At 38.4% G+C, this 18,041-nt stretch carries 19 protein-coding genes; 11 read left to right on the top strand and 8 right to left on the bottom strand.

All coding sequences use genetic code 11. From position 1 onward, the window contains the following. Nucleotides 1-38: 38 nt before the first annotated feature. On the bottom strand, nucleotides 39-1,514 hold the full coding sequence (locus LJY09_RS06655) for an aminotransferase class I/II-fold pyridoxal phosphate-dependent enzyme (protein ID WP_028414107.1): 1,476 nt from the start codon (nucleotides 1,512-1,514) through the stop codon (nucleotides 39-41). 531 nt (nucleotides 1,515-2,045) lie between these two features. Here LJY09_RS06655 and LJY09_RS06660 point away from each other — a divergent pair. Beyond that, the gene (locus LJY09_RS06660; RefSeq protein WP_013056061.1) at nucleotides 2,046-2,315 is read left to right on the top strand and encodes a UPF0223 family protein; all 270 of its coding nucleotides are present in this window, start codon (nucleotides 2,046-2,048) and stop codon (nucleotides 2,313-2,315) included. A 125-nt stretch (nucleotides 2,316-2,440) separates the two neighbouring features. After that, on the top strand, nucleotides 2,441-2,692 hold the full coding sequence (locus tag LJY09_RS06665) for a hypothetical protein (RefSeq protein ID WP_028414106.1): 252 nt from the start codon (nucleotides 2,441-2,443) through the stop codon (nucleotides 2,690-2,692). Here LJY09_RS06665 and LJY09_RS06670 read toward each other — a convergent pair. After that, on the bottom strand, nucleotides 2,673-3,308 hold the full coding sequence (locus tag LJY09_RS06670; RefSeq protein ID WP_028414105.1) for a YktB family protein: 636 nt from the start codon (nucleotides 3,306-3,308) through the stop codon (nucleotides 2,673-2,675). The two genes, LJY09_RS06665 and LJY09_RS06670, sit on opposite strands and share 20 nt — an antisense overlap. A gap of 268 nt (nucleotides 3,309-3,576) precedes the next feature. On the opposite strand from LJY09_RS06670, the gene LJY09_RS06675 reads away from it, so the two are divergent. Together LJY09_RS06675 and LJY09_RS06680 are read left to right on the top strand one after the other, a co-directional pair. Then, the gene (locus LJY09_RS06675; protein WP_013056063.1) at nucleotides 3,577-3,762 is read left to right on the top strand and encodes a hypothetical protein; all 186 of its coding nucleotides are present in this window, start codon (nucleotides 3,577-3,579) and stop codon (nucleotides 3,760-3,762) included. A 195-nt stretch (nucleotides 3,763-3,957) separates the two neighbouring features. After that, nucleotides 3,958-4,764, top strand: coding sequence for an inositol monophosphatase family protein (locus tag LJY09_RS06680; protein WP_014460992.1), 807 nt, complete (start codon nucleotides 3,958-3,960; stop codon nucleotides 4,762-4,764). Nucleotides 4,765-4,872: 108 nt separating this feature from the next. Here the strand turns inward: LJY09_RS06680 and LJY09_RS06685 are convergent, their stop codons facing one another. Then, complete coding sequence (locus LJY09_RS06685; protein WP_028414104.1) at nucleotides 4,873-5,058, bottom strand: YlaF family protein; 186 nt, start codon at nucleotides 5,056-5,058, stop codon at nucleotides 4,873-4,875. A 113-nt stretch (nucleotides 5,059-5,171) separates the two neighbouring features. Here LJY09_RS06685 and typA point away from each other — a divergent pair, with 113 nt between their 5' ends. Both typA and LJY09_RS06695 read left to right on the top strand, forming a co-directional pair. Further along, nucleotides 5,172-7,010, top strand: coding sequence for a translational GTPase TypA (gene typA / locus LJY09_RS06690; protein ID WP_013056066.1), 1,839 nt, complete (start codon nucleotides 5,172-5,174; stop codon nucleotides 7,008-7,010). A 160-nt stretch (nucleotides 7,011-7,170) separates the two neighbouring features. Further along, nucleotides 7,171-7,488, top strand: a complete 318-nt coding sequence (locus tag LJY09_RS06695; protein ID WP_013056067.1) for a YlaH-like family protein — start codon at nucleotides 7,171-7,173, stop codon at nucleotides 7,486-7,488. A gap of 26 nt (nucleotides 7,489-7,514) precedes the next feature. Here the strand turns inward: LJY09_RS06695 and LJY09_RS06700 are convergent, their stop codons facing one another. After that, on the bottom strand, nucleotides 7,515-7,949 hold the full coding sequence (locus LJY09_RS06700; protein ID WP_033578411.1) for a hypothetical protein: 435 nt from the start codon (nucleotides 7,947-7,949) through the stop codon (nucleotides 7,515-7,517). A gap of 1 nt (nucleotide 7,950) precedes the next feature. Continuing rightward, nucleotides 7,951-8,151: a YlaI family protein gene (locus LJY09_RS06705; protein WP_013056069.1), complete on the bottom strand. Its 201-nt coding sequence runs from the start codon at nucleotides 8,149-8,151 to the stop codon at nucleotides 7,951-7,953. A gap of 185 nt (nucleotides 8,152-8,336) precedes the next feature. Here LJY09_RS06705 and LJY09_RS06710 point away from each other — a divergent pair, with 185 nt between their 5' ends. After that, the gene (locus LJY09_RS06710; protein WP_028414102.1) at nucleotides 8,337-8,792 is read left to right on the top strand and encodes a pyridoxamine 5'-phosphate oxidase family protein; all 456 of its coding nucleotides are present in this window, start codon (nucleotides 8,337-8,339) and stop codon (nucleotides 8,790-8,792) included. 26 nt (nucleotides 8,793-8,818) lie between these two features. Here the strand turns inward: LJY09_RS06710 and LJY09_RS06715 are convergent, their stop codons facing one another. Further along, nucleotides 8,819-9,418, bottom strand: coding sequence for a YhcN/YlaJ family sporulation lipoprotein (locus tag LJY09_RS06715; protein ID WP_013056071.1), 600 nt, complete (start codon nucleotides 9,416-9,418; stop codon nucleotides 8,819-8,821). A 216-nt stretch (nucleotides 9,419-9,634) separates the two neighbouring features. On the opposite strand from LJY09_RS06715, the gene LJY09_RS06720 reads away from it, so the two are divergent. After that, a complete protein-coding gene (locus LJY09_RS06720) occupies nucleotides 9,635-10,963 on the top strand; it encodes a PhoH family protein (RefSeq protein ID WP_013056072.1) in 1,329 nt (442 codons plus the stop codon). Between the two features lie 37 nt (nucleotides 10,964-11,000). On the opposite strand, the gene LJY09_RS06725 is transcribed toward LJY09_RS06720, so the two are convergent. Beyond that, nucleotides 11,001-11,501 carry a hypothetical protein gene (locus tag LJY09_RS06725; RefSeq protein ID WP_014460988.1) on the bottom strand — a complete coding sequence of 167 codons (501 nt, stop codon included), beginning with the start codon at nucleotides 11,499-11,501 and terminating at the stop codon, nucleotides 11,001-11,003. 281 nt (nucleotides 11,502-11,782) lie between these two features. Here LJY09_RS06725 and LJY09_RS06730 point away from each other — a divergent pair, with 281 nt between their 5' ends. From LJY09_RS06730 to pyc, 3 genes are all read left to right on the top strand, one after another. Continuing rightward, on the top strand, nucleotides 11,783-12,049 hold the full coding sequence (locus LJY09_RS06730) for an Fpa/YlaN family protein (RefSeq protein ID WP_370506486.1): 267 nt from the start codon (nucleotides 11,783-11,785) through the stop codon (nucleotides 12,047-12,049). 143 nt (nucleotides 12,050-12,192) lie between these two features. Next, nucleotides 12,193-13,383 (top strand): FtsW/RodA/SpoVE family cell cycle protein, encoded by a 1,191-nt coding sequence (locus LJY09_RS06735; protein WP_014460986.1) that lies wholly within the window; start codon nucleotides 12,193-12,195, stop codon nucleotides 13,381-13,383. 133 nt (nucleotides 13,384-13,516) lie between these two features. Continuing rightward, complete coding sequence (gene pyc / locus LJY09_RS06740) at nucleotides 13,517-16,966, top strand: pyruvate carboxylase (protein ID WP_028414099.1); 3,450 nt, start codon at nucleotides 13,517-13,519, stop codon at nucleotides 16,964-16,966. Between the two features lie 39 nt (nucleotides 16,967-17,005). On the opposite strand, the gene LJY09_RS06745 is transcribed toward pyc, so the two are convergent. Further along, a complete protein-coding gene (locus LJY09_RS06745) occupies nucleotides 17,006-17,908 on the bottom strand; it encodes a COX15/CtaA family protein (protein ID WP_028414098.1) in 903 nt (300 codons plus the stop codon). Nucleotides 17,909-18,041 lie beyond the last annotated feature (133 nt).

The following is an 18,041-nucleotide window of genomic DNA, read 5'->3' on the forward strand; positions in this document are numbered from 1 at the left end:
TCAATAAAAAAAAGGTGCGGAATTCCGCACCTTTTTTTTTATTGAATTGCTTTATGTTCTTTAATGACACGAAATGTCTTTAATTCAAAATCTTCCGGACCCTGCACTGGTAAACCTGCCTCTAAGTTTGTTTCAATGTAGGTTAAATTTTCCTCAGTGATGATTTCCCCAGGAATAAAAATAGGAATACCAGGAGGATAGACCATTACAAATTCTGCAATAATACGACCTGCTGACTCATGAAAAGGTACCACTTCGGTTTCAGCGTAAAAAGCATCACGAGGTGTTAAAGCCAATACAGGAATATCAGGTAATAAAATAGCCGGTTTTGCCGTTGTCTCAGAAAGGTTATGGAATTTTGCGGACAACTCACGCAGAGCTGTGACAAGACGTGAAAGATCTTCTTCTGTATCTCCGGGCGTGATAATACATAGAATATTATAAAGGTCAGACATTTCCACTTCGATATTATGAGCTTCACGCATCCATTTTTCTACGTCATAGCCCGTAATTCCTAAATCTGAAACAGAAATAATTAATTTAGTAGGGTCTAAATCATACGTAGCTTTTGTGCCTAAAATTTCTCTGCCTATACATCGGATATGCTCAATTGTATTAATTTCTTTTCGTGCTTTTTCAGCAAGAGAAATTGCACGTTCAGCCAGCTCTTTTCCTTCTGTAGCTAGACGTTTTCGTGCAACATCTAAAGAAGCCAGCAGCAGATAAGAGGTTGATGTTGTTGTCAGCATGCTTAAAATAGACTGTACGCGTTTTGGAGAAATTAAGCCTTCGCGTATGTTTAAAATGGAACTTTGCGTCATAGAACCGCCTAATTTATGAACGCTTGTTGCTGCCATATCTGCACCGGCCTGCATAGCAGACAGAGGCAAATCATCATGGAAGTGAATATGAACGCCGTGAGCTTCATCAACAAGTACAGGCACTTGATACGAGTGGGCAATTTCTACGATTTTACGAAGGTCTCCGGAAATTCCAAAGTAAGTTGGATTGATAACAAGCACTGCTTTTGCTTCAGGGTGCTGCTTTAAGGCTTTTTCTACAGAGTCCGATGTAATACCGTGAGAAATGCCAAGATTTTCGTCAATTTCAGGATGAATAAAAATAGGCGTAGCTCCTGAAAAAACAATCGCACTCATAACAGATTTATGCACGTTTCTAGGAACGATAATTTTATCTCCAGGTCCACATGTCGCCATAACCATTGCCATAATTGCTCCGCTCGTTCCTTGAACAGAGAAAAAAGTATGATCAGCACCAAATGCTTCTGCAGCTAAATCCTGCGCTTGTTTGATAATGCCTTTTGGCTGGTGAAGATCATCAAGGGGACCGATATTAATTAAATCAATGGATAAAGCATCATCGCCAATAAATGAGCGGAATTCAGGATCCATTCCATTTCCTTTTTTATGTCCAGGGATATGGAATTGTGTTGGGTTTTTCTTAGCGTGATTAACTAATCCAGTAAATAATGGAGTTGAAAATTGAGAAGACAACTTTGCTATACACCTCTTTTATCATAAATTGTCAGTCCCTCTAAGCAAAGCTTAGAGGGACTTTGATTGTTTTTTTATCAAATTACAGCATTCAATTTTATATACCAAAAACTAATGGCTGTTGAATTATACATATTAAAATATCAGATCTTTTTTCTACAAAAGAAATTCAACAGAAATTCTACTCCGCAGTTTTCTTGATTTTAACCATTATATAAATGAATGAAACGCGTATGTTTACTACTGTTTGATAATATAAATACAATTTTTAGTTAAAAAAATACAAGTAATTGTAAACTGCTTATTACTTATTATTTTATAGTTCTTTATGTTTTGAAAATCCCCATAAAACAAAAGAATTATAGCACTTATTAACCTATTTGCAAAGATATTTTAAAGAGAAAATAAAAAGAAAAAAAAGGAGAAATTCTTTTGGGTGAAAAGAGAATAAATTTTGTGTACATTATAGATTGTGATAGAGTTAAGAATATAGATATACATAGAATGAAGAAATAAATGGAGTGATGAGAAGTGGAATATCAATACCCTATCTCCCTTGATTGGAGTACAGAAGAAATTATTGATGTAGTGAAGTTTTTTGAAAGCATTGAACGAGCTTATGAAAAAGGTATTGAGCGTGATCACCTAATGGCAGTCTATCGCCGATTTAAAGAAATTGTGCCAAGTAAAGCAGAAGAAAAAACAATCTGTAACGATTTTGAAGACCAAAGCAAATACTCTTCTTATCGAACGATTCAAAAAGCAAAGGCTGCTTCTTCTGGAGATATCATAAAAATGTAAAAACTGAGACTGGACAAAAGTAGTTTAGCCGAAGTAAAAAACGAATCATTAATCAAATTGTTTGATTAATGATTCGTTTTTTTTGTTACGGTGAACATAGAGTTTATCTGTTTCGTTTCTTCTAGTTGATTGGAAGGCAAGGCGAAGACTCCTGCGGGGAAAGCGGAACAGGCGAGACCCCGCAGGAGCGCAAGCAACGAGGAGGCTCACCGGCAGCCCGCGGAAAGCGAAGTCTTGCAGGGAAATCAACTGCGGTGTCACAAGCGTTTTTCAGCTTATGTATCCCATTTATTGGTCTTTCGATGAGCTTCCTTTCGTTATGTGTCACCCTCATTTTTTTATATCAATTCGTTAAAATTATGCATATGCTTTTTTAGTTAGTTCATATAATGGAGTTACCGTATGAAATGTTTGTTCAATACGAGCCATCCATTCTTCGCCGTTCATTGCAATCGCTTCTTCTTTTGGAATCGTAATGCCGCATAGGATCTCAGCTTTTTTAACCGTCTCTAGACGTTCAAACAAACTCTCTAAGTCTTCAGAAGATAAGTCGCCCATTTTTTCACTATCAGGTTTTGTATGATCTTTCGACCAAACAAACGAGTCTGGGATATTTTGACAAATCTCCTCCATGTTTTGTTTTAGCAGCTTTCCAAATTGTTCTTTAATAGGTGATTCGTAAATGACGGCGAACCACACAAAGACGTGTGTTTCCCAAAGGCCAATTTGAAAATGAGGGAGCTTTTTATACCCGCGTTTACTGTTAGCAAAGGCTACCCACGTATCTGCTGGCGGGTTAACTGTTCTTCGTGCATGTTTGGCAATGTGTACGAACATTTCATCTCCACAAAGTGAAGAAAGAGTAGGAGCAAAATGATTGCTCAATTGTTCGAATTTTGGGCGTATCGTTGTCTTGATGGCTTCCATACGTGCATCAAGCCCCTCGATACGGAATACGTTAAAGTCATCTTGTGAAAATCCTGAGAATGCCATGTGAAACCTCCGTTTTTTTAGTGAATATGTATAGCTGCTGTGCATCTATGCAAGTAAGTATGATTTACGCGAAGATTCTACCACATGAAAAGCATAAACACCAATTAATTCGCATATGCTTGTCAAAACGTGTCTATCATTTTTTTATAGGTAATCACACAATTTAGTTGCATGAGATTAGGTTTCGACATAGACTATATCAATCAAAATATCTGAAAATTTAGTTTTCTATAAGTGGGTTCAATAATTTGAGAGGGGTGTTTGAAACATGAAACAAGTGGTGAATATGTATAAGAAGAATGATGGACAAAAAAGATTAGGTGTAATTCGGTTGGAGTTAGATTACGAGTTAGCGACGTTATATGAAGCCATGATGGAGAATAATGAGGAACAAAAACAAAAATGTAAGCGAAAGCTCGAGAAACTTCGTGAAGAAATGATATCTCTTCAGTAGCAGACACGGGAATAAAATAGAACAAATATGGGTAAACTGTAAAAAAGGATTAAACTGAATGAGCAGATTCATAAGTGGTAACAGAGCACGTGGGAGAAGAAGCGGCAGTTCTTCTCCCACGTGCTCTGTTAATTGACATCTTGCAGAGGTTTTTTTAAGCTTAAATAAGAGACGTATTTTTGAGGGGGAATTGAGATGACACAACGCTGGAAAGAAATTGATACATACGTTAAAGAGTGGCTAAAAGAAGCTGGACAAAAAATTCAACAGTCGTTTAGTAAAGAACTTCTCATTCAAACGAAATCGAATCCAAATGATTTAGTAACAAATATGGATAAAGAAATTGAACAGTTTTTTATCTCAAAAATCAATGAAACCTTTCCGGAACATCATATTCTCGGAGAAGAAGGATATGGGGAAGAGCTTGAATCAGAAGAAGGAACGATTTGGATTATCGATCCGATCGACGGTACGATGAACTTTGTTCATCAGCAGCGAAATTTTGCTATTTCCATCGGTATATTCGAAAATGGTGTAGGACAAGCAGGTTATATTTATGATGTTATTCATAATGAGCTGTATCATGCTTTAAAAGGACAGGGCGCGTTTATGAATGACATCCAATTGCCGAAACTTGAACCTGTACCAGTTGAAGAAGCTATTATTAGCTTAAATGCAACGTGGGTGACGGAGAACCGCCGTATTGATCCTTCCGTATTAAGTCCGCTTGTGCGTAAAGTAAGAGGGACCCGTTCATATGGATCCGCAGCTATTGAGCTTGCTTACGTAGCGGCTGGACGCTTGGATGGATACATTACTTTACGTTTGGCTCCATGGGACTTTGCTGCCGGTAAAGTGTTGATTGAAGAAGTTGGAGGAGTCATGACGGATTTAGAAGGGAAGCCGTTAGAGATTCTTGAAAAAAGCAGTGTATTTGTAAGCAAACCAACATTACATGACGAAATCTTTCGTACGTACCTTGAAGGAAAGTGGAATAAATAAAATAGAAGTGAAGACTTACGTGTAGTCAAAGAATTTTGTGATGAAAAAACGTCATGAACCATTTTGATGTTGCAAATGGCCATGACGCTTTCAATCATCGCAAAAAAATTACAGCTGCCCTTTTTCTCGCATTTTTTTCTTAGTCGTAAAGCCAAGACCCATTACAACAATTAAAGCTACGATAGCTAAAATGACCCCGAGAGCGCTTCCTTCTCCGATAAATATGCCAATTGACATAATAGCTGCAGTTGCGATGAATGCATATAAAACGAATACCCACTTAATGTTTCTCATGTTGATTCCTCCCATTTGTAACGGATATTTATAGTGTACAACAAAATCATTCTGCAATTCTAGAGTTAGTGTGATATAATAGCTTAGTTATTACAAGCATAGGAGTGAAATGCGTGAACATTCGTAAAGATTTACGTAATATTGCCATTATTGCCCATGTAGACCATGGGAAAACAACGTTAGTAGATAAATTATTACATCAGTCCGGAACATTCCGTACTAATGAGCATGTTGAAGAACGTGCGATGGATTCAAATGACCTTGAGCGTGAGCGTGGAATTACAATTTTAGCGAAAAACACAGCTATTAATTATAAAGATACGCGTATCAACATTATGGATACGCCAGGACATGCTGACTTCGGTGGAGAAGTTGAGCGTATTATGAAAATGGTAGACGGTGTTCTACTTGTAGTAGACGCATACGAAGGATGTATGCCTCAAACGCGCTTTGTATTGAAAAAAGCATTAGAGCAAAACTTAACGCCGATTGTTGTTGTTAACAAAATTGACCGTGACTTTGCTCGTCCAACTGAAGTAGTTGATGAAGTAATTGACTTATTTATTGAACTAGGTGCAAGTGAGGAACAAATTGAGTTCCCTGTTGTTTATGCTTCAGCAATCAACGGAACGGCTAGCACGAACCCTGAAAAGCAAGATGAGAACATGTCATCTCTATTTGACTCAATCATCGAGCACATTCCAGCACCAGTAGACAACAGCGACGAACCACTTCAATTCCAAGTGGCAATGCTTGACTACAATGACTATCTTGGTCGTATCGGTGTAGGGCGCGTATTCCGCGGAACAATGAAAGTAGGCCAGCAAGTTGCATTAATGAAGCTTGACGGTACGGTAAAACAATTCCGCGTAACAAAATTATTCGGTTTCCTAGGCTTAAAGCGTGTTGAAATCGAAGAAGCAAAAGCAGGAGACCTGATCGCTGTATCAGGAATGGAAGACATCAACGTAGGTGAAACAGTATGTCCGTTTGACCACCAAGATGCACTGCCAATTTTACGTATTGATGAACCTACTTTACAAATGACGTTCTTAGTAAACAATTCACCGTTTGCTGGTCGTGAAGGTAAATTTGTTACATCTCGTAAAATTGAAGAGCGCTTAATGTCTGAACTTGAGACAGATGTAAGTTTACGCGTGGAAAATACTGATTCACCGGATGTATGGGTCGTTTCAGGACGTGGAGAACTTCATTTATCTATTTTAATTGAAAATATGCGTCGTGAAGGATATGAGATTCAAGTATCAAAACCTGAAGTAATCGTTCGTGAAATTGATGGCGTTCGCTGTGAGCCAGTTGAACGTGTGCAAATCGACGTGCCTGAAGAACATACGGGTTCTATTATGGAATCAATGGGTGCTCGTAAAGGTGAAATGGTTGATATGATTAACAACGGCAGCGGTCAAGTTCGTCTGATCTTTATGGTTCCTGCACGTGGTTTAATCGGTTATACAACTGAGTTCTTATCGTTAACTCGTGGATTCGGTATCATTAACCATTCATTTGATAGCTACCAACCAATGCAGCAAGGTCAAGTTGGAGGTCGCCGTCAAGGTGTGCTTGTTTCTATGGAAAGCGGTAAATCATCTACTTATGGAATCCAAGGCGTAGAAGACCGCGGTACAATTTTCGTGGAGCCAGGTACAGAAGTATACGAAGGTATGATCGTAGGAGAACACACTCGTGAAAACGATATCGTTGTTAACATCTGTAAAATGAAGCAAATGACGAATATGCGTTCTGCTAACAAAGATCAAACAACAGGTATGAAAAAACCTCGTATTATGTCTTTAGAGCAATCACTTGAATATTTAAACGAAGATGAATATTGTGAAATCACACCAGAATCTATTCGTCTACGTAAAAAAATTCTTGATAAAAATGAACGTGAAAAAGCAGCGAAAAAGAAAAAATACGCTGACACGAAATAATAAAAAAAGGAAGTCGTTAGCTTTATTTGCTAGCGGCTTGTTTTTTATCAATTATATCAGAATTTTCTATTTTTTGAAAGCGTTTTATAAAGAGATGATTTGGAAAGGAAAAAGGTGGCTTATATCGAATAATGTAAAGTAAGGAATAGGGGGAAGGAAGATGGATGTAAAAGAACACCTTTCATTTTTTGCTGCTTTGTATCAAGTAGATGAACATGCAAAAATAGGAATGTGGCTGTTATACTTTACTATTTTAGGGCTATCTGTTCTTGTGTACAAACTCGGGTTTGCAAAGAAGCTGCCGCTTTTAAAATCTGTGGTTATTTATCTATTTTTAGCTTTTGGATGTACGATTTTAACGTTTTTAGGCATTTTTTTACCTGTAGCTGAAGGGCTTGTGGTTGCAGCGCTTGTATTAATTATTTATAAAATACGGCTGTATCAGGCTAAAAAGCAAAACTCCACGTTGGGTTCATAAAAGACTACATAAAAAGACGCTTGTAGCTACAAGCGTCTTTTTAGTATGATATAGCCGAAGACAAGAGCGGCTGCGAAAATTAAATGGCCAGCTGTCCAATAAAAAATTGCTACTGCATCATCCACCGCAGGCGTAGGCTTAAGCGCAAGCAGCGTCAACGGAAAATACAAAGGAATGGTTGGAAGTGTTAATAAAAAAGAACACAATACGATTTTTCGAATAGACATATTGTTTAATTTACCTACTATGTAAACAAAAACGATCCCAATTGCAACGGCAATGAATAAATGAAAAACAAACTCCACCCATTCAGGCCATTGAATAGGGCCAATGATAGGAATAAAATCAACATTTAATAAAAGGGTATAAACTTGTTTGCCGGTTAGCCATTCTATCCATTTCAAACATAACCCAAGGATAATCCCGCTGAACATGCCAATACTTATTCCTAAACGGAGCACCTTACCAATCCTCCTCTGTCTTTTTCGACTCATATAGTTTAAAGTTACCAGTAGCTATGCGTTCTTTTGTTCGTTTTTCAATCCGTTCAGAACATTCATTGCACATATATGTATGGATAGGACGGTTGCGCAGTCGTTTTGCCACGAGCGTTTCATCCTCAATTGTTTCAATTTTATCGCACATGACACATTGTACTCTCATTTCTATCACCTCAACTTCTCTATACATCATTCTAGCCGAAAATTCTTGTTTTATAAAGTTTTTTTGCGGTGCTATCTCTCAGGAGAAAAGGAACGATAGGAAAACATTCCTAAAGAAGCAGGTAATTTTGCTTGTTAGCTCGAAGATAGTAACTAGTAAGTACATAAACAGTAGGAGGGATGAAAATGGCCAACGAAGTCGAGACTCAATTAGTAGATGCATTATACGATGAGCTACAGACAGAGAGATTTGCAACCATTTCAACTATTGATTTTGAAACAAACGCTCCAAATGTTAGTGCCATTTCGTGGTTAGTAGCTCCGACTAAACAAAAAATTCGATTTGCCGTAGATGTCAAATCGAGGATTGTAGAAAACATTAAACATACGAATAAAGCAGTGGTAAATATTCTTGCTAATGAATCATGCTACTCAATCAGCGGAATAGCTGAGGTAGTGCAGGAAAAGTTAGAAGGAGTAGCTTTAAAGTTGACACTAATTGAACTAGATATTAATGAAGTAAGAGATGTCATGTTTTATGGCTCTAAGATTTCAGTAAATCCTTCATATGAAAAGACCTATGATCCAGTAGCAGCTGCTAAACTCGATAAGCAAGTAATTGAAGCGATAAAAAAAGCTTAGCAGCAGCCTGCCGCTAAGCGACTTTCTTATTCATTTTTTTGAAGATGATTATTAGATTGTTTTTCCTGCTCATTCTTTAAGTTTTGCTCTTGTTTATTATTTAATTTTTGATTGTTAGTATCTGTTGAACTAGGGTTTCGACGGATTTCTTCTGCAAATTCAGGCATCACTCGGTTTACAATGGCTGCTAATTCATCTAAAAATCCTGTAACCGGCCGACCTTTGCGAATTTCATTTCCAATTTGTTTTAGCCGAGCGACCGTATCAGGATCTGCAATAACAACAGAATTAGCACCGTATGGATCAGCTTTCAGACCTTCGGCAACTGTGTATTTGATTGAACTTACTTCTGAACGATCAATATCTTTGCCGACGTCAATCCCTACGATTGCATACTTGCCGAGCACAATGGCAGTAGCATCATTTACATTCGGAACGCTTGAAGCCAGTTCAACTAAATGCGCTGATATTTCATTAGCAGTACGCTTGTGAGAGCGTTCAGGAGATGAATTTTTGACCTGTACAATTCGATCTGTTTTTTGCCCCTCTTCAACGTCTGCTTGGTTATTGTTGCAGCCGGTTAGTGTAATAAAACATAAGCTAATGGATAGAAAAAATTTGTTCATGTGGGAGACTCCTCCTTATGAATGACTCATTTTTTGTAGTAATTTGTATTTAGTTTCTAATAGTTCTTCTATCTTTATACACGTGTTCATATATTTAAAGAAAATGGTCCGTCCATTTAAGGTCACTTCACACATGTGCGTTACATAGTATATAAATGGATGGGTGCCTTGTTTCACTCCTTACAGGAAAAACAATCGGAGTAGGAGGCTGAATTATTGGGAAAAATTTATGTATTAGATACGAATGTTTTATTACAAGATCCGCATTCAATTTTTTCATTTGATGATAACGAAGTGGTGATTCCGGCCGTTGTGCTAGAAGAAGTTGACTCGAAAAAAAGAAATATGGATGAAGTCGGACGAAATGCAAGGCAGGTATCCAAACTCATTGATAACTTGAGACAACATGGAAAGTTATATGAGAAAATCCCTTTAGAAAATGGGGGCCATTTGCGAATTGAACTCAATCATCGCTCTTTTCAACAGCTTCAAGAAATCTTTGTGGAAAAAACAAATGATAATCGAATTTTAGCTGTTGCTAAAAATCTATCTCTTGAAGAGGAAACAAAAGAAGATGGACGTGAAGTGATACTAGTGAGTAAAGATGTGTTGGTACGTGTGAAGGCCGACGCAATCGGCTTAAGAGCAGAAGATTTTTTAAGTGATCGAGTAGTGGAATTCAATAGTATTTATACAGGCTTTTCAGAAGTCTATATTGCAAAAGAACTGCTGAGTCAATTTTACGAAAAAGGAGAGCTGCTAACGTCTCAAATCGCGAACCACTCCTTTTTTGCAAATCAATTCTTAGTGATGAAAGATGCATTTGGGGGATCCGGATCAGCCATCGGCATTGTCGATCAAACAACAACGAAAGTAAAAAAGCTTTTATTTGAATATGATCATATCTGGGGAATTAAACCTCGAAATGTTCAGCAAATTATGGCTTTAGAACTTCTTCTTAGAGACGACGTTCAACTGGTCACGTTAATTGGAAAGGCAGGTACGGGTAAAACGCTGCTTGCTTTAGCTTCAGGACTTATGCAGACGGAAGATCTAGGGTGTTTTAAAAAGCTACTTGTAGCTCGTCCAATTGTTCCTTTAGGGAAAGATATTGGATTCTTACCAGGAGAAAAGCAGGAGAAGCTTCGTCCATGGATGCAGCCAATTTATGATAATCTAGAGTACTTATTCAACACTAAAAAACCTGGAGAACTGGATGCGATTCTAGCGGGGCTCAGTTCAATAGAAGTGGAAGCCTTGACGTATATAAGAGGCCGAAGCATTCCCGAGCAGTTCATTATTATTGATGAAGCGCAAAATTTAACGAAGCATGAAATTAAAACAATTTTAACAAGGGTAGGGGAAAAGAGTAAAATTGTCCTTATGGGAGATCCGGCTCAAATTGATCATCCTTATTTAGATGAGTATAACAACGGATTAACGTACGTAGTTGAAAAGTTTAAAGAGCAAAAAGTATCGGGCCACGTTCGGTTAATCAAAGGAGAGCGCTCCGGGCTAGCACAATTAGCAGCTGATATTCTTTAAAAAAAGTGGGGTTCCTTTTGGAACCCCACTTTTTTTATTATGTAACGATGATTTCTTCCACATATTTAATAGGGTTATTTCGGTTAGATCCGTCAGGTAAATAGACATAGATAGGCCCGTCTTCTCTAAGAGGCTTTCCATCTTGGCTGAAACCAAAGATTAGTTTTTGCGCTTCTTCTAATGAAAAAGAAATCAGCGCGTCTTTTGTTTTAAATGAAACGTTGGTAGCGTCTTCAGTAGGTGAAGCGTTTGCTAGAAAAGGTGCAAATAAAATGCCAAATGTTCCATTTACTAGCTCCTGTTTTTTGAATTTCTTTTCGGTTTTTAACGTAGGAGGAAAGACGGCTCCTTCTTGAATTTCACGGTCCCAATGCTTCGAAACAGCCTTTGTGTACGCTTCTGTCTCGTCTTTTTGCTCCGGTGGATGTTCAAAGAAAACGTCCATATCGAGCTTGCGGTCATCGAAAATCCACACGCTTGGGTCGAGTGTCAGCGTATATTTTACTTTTCCTTTTAACATAATAATTGAATTCATCATAAATGCCCCCTTGCTAAAAGTATAAGCGCTTTCTACTTATTTGTCACTTTGATGAAAAAATTTAGTTGAGAGTGATTCTCGTATGCTATAATGTAAGAGTCAACGAAAGTGCGAAATTTCCTACATCTATGGTAACGATTTTGAGAAAGTAACAGTATAAAAAAGACGGCCAGCCTCACGGACATGTTTATCCTTGCTTTTTTGGAGCATAGCCTTTAAAATTGAGAGATAGATTAGGTAATCGCTCGCGAACGGAGGGATTGAGTTTGACGCCTGAGACAATGATAGATCATCGTGAAAAAGCGTATGCGTTGTTAAAAGCTGATGCAGATAAGATTTTGCAATTAATTCAAGTTCAAATGGATAACTTAACAATGCCACAATGTCCTCTTTATGAAGAGGTTTTAGATACACAAATGTTTGGTTTATCAAGAGAAATTGATTTTGCAGTTCGTCTTGGTTTAATTGATGAACGTGTTGGAAAAACATTGCTAGACCGCCTCGAGCGTGAACTTTCTGCACTGCATGAAGCGTTTACAAAAAAATAAAAATCACGCGATCGAAACTCAAACTATATACAAACGTAGTTTGAGTTTTTTATTACAGGTGGTTGAAATTTCCTAATTTACTCAAATTTGTACATAAAAGATGAAACGAAACAGAAACACGTCATTTTTAAAGGAAGAGGGTTATGGTAAAAAAAATATTTAGGCATTTTGACTATTCAATTGTAATTCCAGTGCTGCTTCTTTGTGCGGTTGGACTAGTTATGGTTTACAGTTCAAGTATGATTGTAAGTATTACAAGATATCATACGTCAAGTGATTTCTTTTACAACAGACAAAAAATGTGGCTTGCTTTTACGCTTGTATTGTTCATTTTAACAATGCTAACACCTTACAAGCTGTATCCTAAAATACTGCCTTATGCGATTCTGGGCATTTTTGTACTGCTTTTGCTTGTGTTTGTAATGGGGCATACGAGTAACAATGCGCAGAGTTGGCTGCAGCTTGGCGGAGCAAACATGCAGCCGGCTGAGTATGCCAAGCTTGTTGTCATTCTATACTTATCGTATGTTTTATCTAAAAGGCAAGAGTATATTGACAACATCAAAAAAGCTTTTTTTGGACCTATGGGTCTTGTATTTCTAATATTAGGCTTTGTAGCGATTCAGCCTGACCTTGGAACGGGATCAATTATTTTTGCTATTGCCGTTACCATTATGCTATGTTCGGGAATCTCTAAAAAAACCTTCTTCCGCATGCTAGCGCTAGGTATCATTTTGCTGACGGTCATTATTACCATTGGTTTTTTTACAGGTCAGTTTACTGCCAATCGAATTGGCCGTTTTACCGGTGCGTCAGATCCGTTTGCTAATGCTCAAGGAACCGGTTATCAGTTGGTTAATTCATATTTAGCAATAGGTACAGGAGGCTTAAAAGGCCTTGGTTTAGGAGAAAGTGTACAAAAGTATGGTTATCTTCCCGAGCCCCATACCGATTTTATTATGGCTATTATTGCAGAAGAATTAGGATTCTTTGGAGTTATGCTCGTGCTGGGCCTTTTAGGCTTCTTAATTTTCAGGATTTTAATGCTGGCTAAAAAATCTCAGGATCCGTTTGCTAGCATGATTTGTATTGGAGTAGCGAGTATGATAGGTATTCAAACAGGCATTAACCTTGGAGGGCTTACGGGACTCATTCCGATTACCGGCGTCACGCTTCCGTTTATCAGTTACGGAGGGTCTTCGCTACTAACGCTGATGGTATCTATGGGAATTATTGTAAATATTTCGTTTTTCGTAAATTATCAAAATAAAAAACAGAAAAATACGGAAAATATTGTGCTACATCCGAACAATACATCAACAACAAGCGATTGATTTTCGTAAAAAAATTGTGTAAAAAAAGCAAAAATTTATTGGAATTTTATTATTTTCCATTGATTTTTGCTTTTCTTTTATACAATTTTGCTATATATTGAAGTTTATACGAAATTGAGAGGAGATTAGCAACATGAGTTTTGTAACTAAAAAAATCAAAAAAGTATTAGTAGCAAACCGAGGAGAAATTGCGATTCGTGTATTTCGAGCATGTACTGAACTGAATATTCGGACTGTTGCAATTTATTCGAAGGAAGACGCAGGTTCTTATCACCGTTACAAAGCGGATGAAGCCTATTTAGTAGGAGCGGAGAAAAAGCCGATTGATGCTTATTTAGATATAGAAGGCATCATCGACATTGCTAAGTCTCATGATGTAGATGCTATTCACCCTGGCTATGGTTTTTTGTCAGAAAATATCCAATTTGCAAAACGTTGCGAAGAAGAAGGCATTATTTTCATTGGCCCAAAATCCAAGCATCTTGATATGTTTGGCGATAAAGTAAAAGCACGTCATCAGGCTATTCAAGCAGATATTCCCGTTATTCCTGGTACGGATGGTCCTATTGATTCAATTGACGAAGCAAAAGAATTTGCTAATCAGCATGGATATCCTCTAATGATCAAAGCAGCTTTGGGCGGAGGCGGTCGAGGCATGCGTATCGTTCGCGATGCAGACAGCCTGAATGAATCTTATGATCGTGCCAAATCAGAAGCAAAAGCGGCTTTTGGTAATGATGAAGTGTACGTCGAGAAACTAGTTGAAAATCCAAAACATATTGAAGTGCAAATTTTAGGTGATGAACAAGGAAATGTTGTGCACCTTTACGAACGCGACTGTTCAGTGCAGCGTCGTCACCAAAAAGTAGTAGAAGTAGCACCAAGTGTTTCTATAGATGAAGACTTACGTCTCCGCATTTGTGAAGCAGCTGTGCAGCTGATGGAAAAAGTGCAGTACATAAATGCTGGTACAGTAGAATTTTTAGTATCAGGAAACGATTTTTATTTTATTGAAGTAAATCCACGTGTTCAAGTAGAGCACACAATTACTGAAATGATTACAGGTATTGATATCGTTCAATCGCAAATTTTAATTGCAGACGGTTACGCACTTCACAGCAAGGAAGTGTCTATTCCTGCACAAGATCAAATTCACGTACATGGATATGCAATTCAATCTCGTGTAACGACAGAAGACCCGTTAAATAACTTTATGCCGGATACGGGTAAGATTATGGCTTATCGTTCTGGTGGCGGTTTTGGCGTACGTTTAGATACGGGAAACAGCTTCCAAGGTGCTGTGATTACGCCGTATTATGATTCACTGTTAGTAAAAGTAACAACGTGGGCTTTAACATTCGATCAAGCCGCATCAAAAATGGTCCGGAACTTAAAAGAGTTTCGTATTCGTGGAATTAAAACCAATATTCCGTTTCTTGAAAATGTAGTAAAGCATGATAAGTTCTTAACAGGCGCTTATGATACATCCTTTATTGATACAACGCCTGAACTTTTTGTCTTCCCTAAGCGAAAAGACCGAGGAACTAAAATGCTTACATACATTGGGAATGTTACGGTAAACGGATTCCCGGGTGTATCGGAAAAGAAAAAGCCGATCTTTACGAAACCGCGTGTTCCTAATGTCGATATAAAACAACCAATTCCAAACGGAACAAAGCAGATTTTAGATGAAAAAGGCGCTGAAGGGCTAGTAAATTGGGTGAAAGAACGCAAGGAAGTGCTATTAACGGATACAACCTTCCGTGATGGCCATCAGTCTCTTTTAGCAACGCGTATTCGTACAAACGACTTAAAACAAGTAGCTAACCCAACTGCACGCTTGCTTCCGGATTTATTTTCTATGGAAATGTGGGGAGGAGCAACGTTTGATGTCGCTTATCGATTCTTAAAAGAAGATCCGTGGGATCGCTTGCTTACTTTACGTCAACAAGCGCCAAACGTTCTTTTCCAAATGCTTCTTCGCGCGTCAAATGCGGTTGGATATAAAAACTATCCTGATAATGTAATCAAGGAATTTGTTGAAAAATCAGCTTATGCAGGTATTGATGTTTTCCGTATCTTTGATAGCTTAAACTGGGTGCAAGGAATGACTCTTGCAATTGACTCTGTTCGTCAAACAGGGAAGATTGCAGAAGCAGCGATGTGTTATACAGGTGATATTTTAGATCCGACGCGCCGTAAGTATGATTTGGATTACTACAAGAACTTAGCAAAAGAGCTTGAGCAGTCTGGAGCACATATCCTGGGCATTAAAGATATGGCGGGTCTTTTAAAACCACAGGCAGCTTATGATTTAGTATCGGCTCTAAAAGAAACGGTTGATATTCCAATTCACCTTCATACGCATGATACAAGCGGAAACGGTGTATACACGTACGCAAAAGCAATTGAAGCAGGTGTAGACATTGTAGACGTAGCCGTAAGCTCAATGGCAGGCTTAACGTCTCAGCCGAGCGCTAACTCTCTTTATTACGCATTAGAAGGTGCGGACCGCAGACCAAATCTGGATATTAAAAATCTAGAAGAGCTTTCTTACTATTGGGAAGACGTGCGAAAATATTACCAAGACTTCGAAAGCGGGATGAATGCTCCTCATACGGAAGTGTACGAGCATGAAATGCCAGGCGGTCAATATAGCAACTTACAGCAACAAGCAAAAGCAGTTGGTTTAGGAAACCGCTGGGATGAAGTAAAAGATATGTATTCACGCGTGAATTTGTTATTTGGTGATATTGTAAAAGTTACGCCATCATCAAAAGTAGTTGGAGACATGGCATTGTTTATGGTTCAAAACAATTTGACAGAAGAAACGCTGTTTGAGCGCGGTGAAACGCTTGACTTCCCGGATTCCGTTATCGAATTGTTTGAAGGGTATTTAGGACAGCCTCACGGGGGATTCCCTAAAGAGCTTCAGCGCATCATTCTAAAAGGCAGAAAACCTATTACAGTTCGTCCTGGAGAACTGTTAGAAGATGTGGACTTTGATGCAGTGAAAGAAAAGCTATTTAAAGACTTAAATCGTCAAGTGACGAGTTTTGACGCCATTGCTTATGCGCTATATCCAAAAGTGTTTATGGATTATCACAAAGCAGTCGAACAATACGGAGACATCTCTGTTCTTGATACACCGACTTTCCTATACGGCATGCGTTTAGGAGAAGAGGCTGAAATTGAGATTGAAAAAGGAAAAACCTTAATCGTTCGCCTTGTATCCATTGGAGAACCGCAGGCAGACGGTACGCGAACAGTATACTTTGAATTAAACGGTCAGCCTCGTGAAGTCGTGATTAAAGACGAAAGTGTCAAAACAACCGTTACGGCAAAACAAAAAGCCGACCAAGGAAATCCGTCCCACATTGGCGCTTCAATGCCTGGAACCGTTATTCGAGTAGTAGTAGAAAAAGGCGATAAAGTCTCAAAAGGTGATCACTTAATGATCACAGAAGCAATGAAAATGGAAACAACCGTGCAAGCACCATTTGACGGCGTGATTAAACAAGTACACGTATCGAATGGAGATGGCATCCAGCCGGGAGATTTATTAATTGAATTAGAAAGCTAATCAAAAAAGGTACGAGCTCAGAGCTCGTACCTTTTTTGATTAATTATGTGTATGACGCGTTGCAAGTAAGGTCAAGTAGCTTAATACACCGAATAGGAAAGAGATAATTAAAGAATGAGCAAGCGCGAGCTCTAGCTGCAGACGTGTGACAACAACAAGCATACCGGAAACCGCCTGAAAAATAACTAGAATGAGAGCAGCTAACCATCCGTAAAAAATATTTTTTTGATGACGATAATATTTAACTGCATGAATAAAGGCAGCTAAAATCCATACAAACGTTAAAACAGCAGCGGATCGATGTCCCATTTGAATCCACTGATTCAAATCAACGGGTAGCCAACCGTTTCCGTTTGAACAAAATGGAACGTCTGGACAGGCTAAGCTAGCTTCTTTATGGCGAACAAGCGCGCCCGTGTACACAACGGCATATGTGTATAAGATAACCCCGTAAATATGTTTTTTCATTTTAGAGCCTAGCTGCATATTAGCTGTGTCGAGCTTTTGATCCACTTCAAAGATGATAAGTGTTAACAGCAGTACAGAAGCAAACGAAATAAGGGAAATACCAAAATGAAGAGCAAGCACCGCATCTGATTGCCCCCACATAACGGCAGCGGCCCCAATTAATGCTTGCAGTACTAGGAAGAAAAAAGAGATAAACGCTAAAGGTCTAACTTCTTTTATATGTCCTAGTGAAATCCACGCCCATACGCATAAAGCGAGTACAAGAAAGCCCGACACGCCAGAAACTAAGCGGTGGCTTAATTCAACAACGGTTTCAAATGTTAAAGGGTCGGGAATGAGCTGTCCGTTACACAGAGGCCAAGAATCTCCGCACCCGTCTGCTGAACCAGTTTTCGTAACAAGAGCACCGCCAAGTAGAATAAGTAACATGGCTATGCTCGTCACAACGGATAAAAACTTTAATCCAAGTCGCACAATAATCACCATCCTAAAAGCAAAGTAAGTAATATAACGAGCTAAACATTTTATCCTAATCTTTTTGTATATTAAACATAAATTTCATTTATTCTCCATAAACTTGATTGAATTTGTTATAATGGTAGAAAGT

The sequence above is a fragment of the Priestia sp. J2 genome (assembly GCF_020790095.1).
GTDB lineage: Bacteria > Bacillota > Bacilli > Bacillales > Bacillaceae_H > Priestia > Priestia zanthoxyli.

Excerpts from the sequence above, each read along its gene's own strand:
- LJY09_RS06715 (WP_013056071.1), bottom strand. The coding sequence starts at position 9,418 with ATGAACAAATTTTTTCTATCCATTAGCTTATGTTTTATTACACTAACC.
- LJY09_RS06705 (WP_013056069.1), bottom strand. The coding sequence starts at position 8,151 with ATGAGAGTACAATGTGTCATGTGCGATAAAATTGAAACAATTGAGGAT.
- LJY09_RS06695 (WP_013056067.1), top strand. The coding sequence starts at position 7,171 with ATGGATGTAAAAGAACACCTTTCATTTTTTGCTGCTTTGTATCAAGTA.
- pyc (WP_028414099.1), top strand. The coding sequence starts at position 13,517 with ATGAGTTTTGTAACTAAAAAAATCAAAAAAGTATTAGTAGCAAACCGA.
- LJY09_RS06710 (WP_028414102.1), top strand. The coding sequence starts at position 8,337 with ATGGCCAACGAAGTCGAGACTCAATTAGTAGATGCATTATACGATGAG.
- LJY09_RS06675 (WP_013056063.1), top strand. The coding sequence starts at position 3,577 with ATGAAACAAGTGGTGAATATGTATAAGAAGAATGATGGACAAAAAAGA.
- LJY09_RS06735 (WP_014460986.1), top strand. The coding sequence starts at position 12,193 with ATGGTAAAAAAAATATTTAGGCATTTTGACTATTCAATTGTAATTCCA.
- LJY09_RS06730 (WP_370506486.1), top strand. The coding sequence starts at position 11,783 with ATGATAGATCATCGTGAAAAAGCGTATGCGTTGTTAAAAGCTGATGCA.
- LJY09_RS06685 (WP_028414104.1), bottom strand. The coding sequence starts at position 5,058 with ATGAGAAACATTAAGTGGGTATTCGTTTTATATGCATTCATCGCAACT.
- LJY09_RS06670 (WP_028414105.1), bottom strand. The coding sequence starts at position 3,308 with ATGGCATTCTCAGGATTTTCACAAGATGACTTTAACGTATTCCGTATC.
- LJY09_RS06725 (WP_014460988.1), bottom strand. The coding sequence starts at position 11,501 with ATGATGAATTCAATTATTATGTTAAAAGGAAAAGTAAAATATACGCTG.
- LJY09_RS06680 (WP_014460992.1), top strand. The coding sequence starts at position 3,958 with ATGACACAACGCTGGAAAGAAATTGATACATACGTTAAAGAGTGGCTA.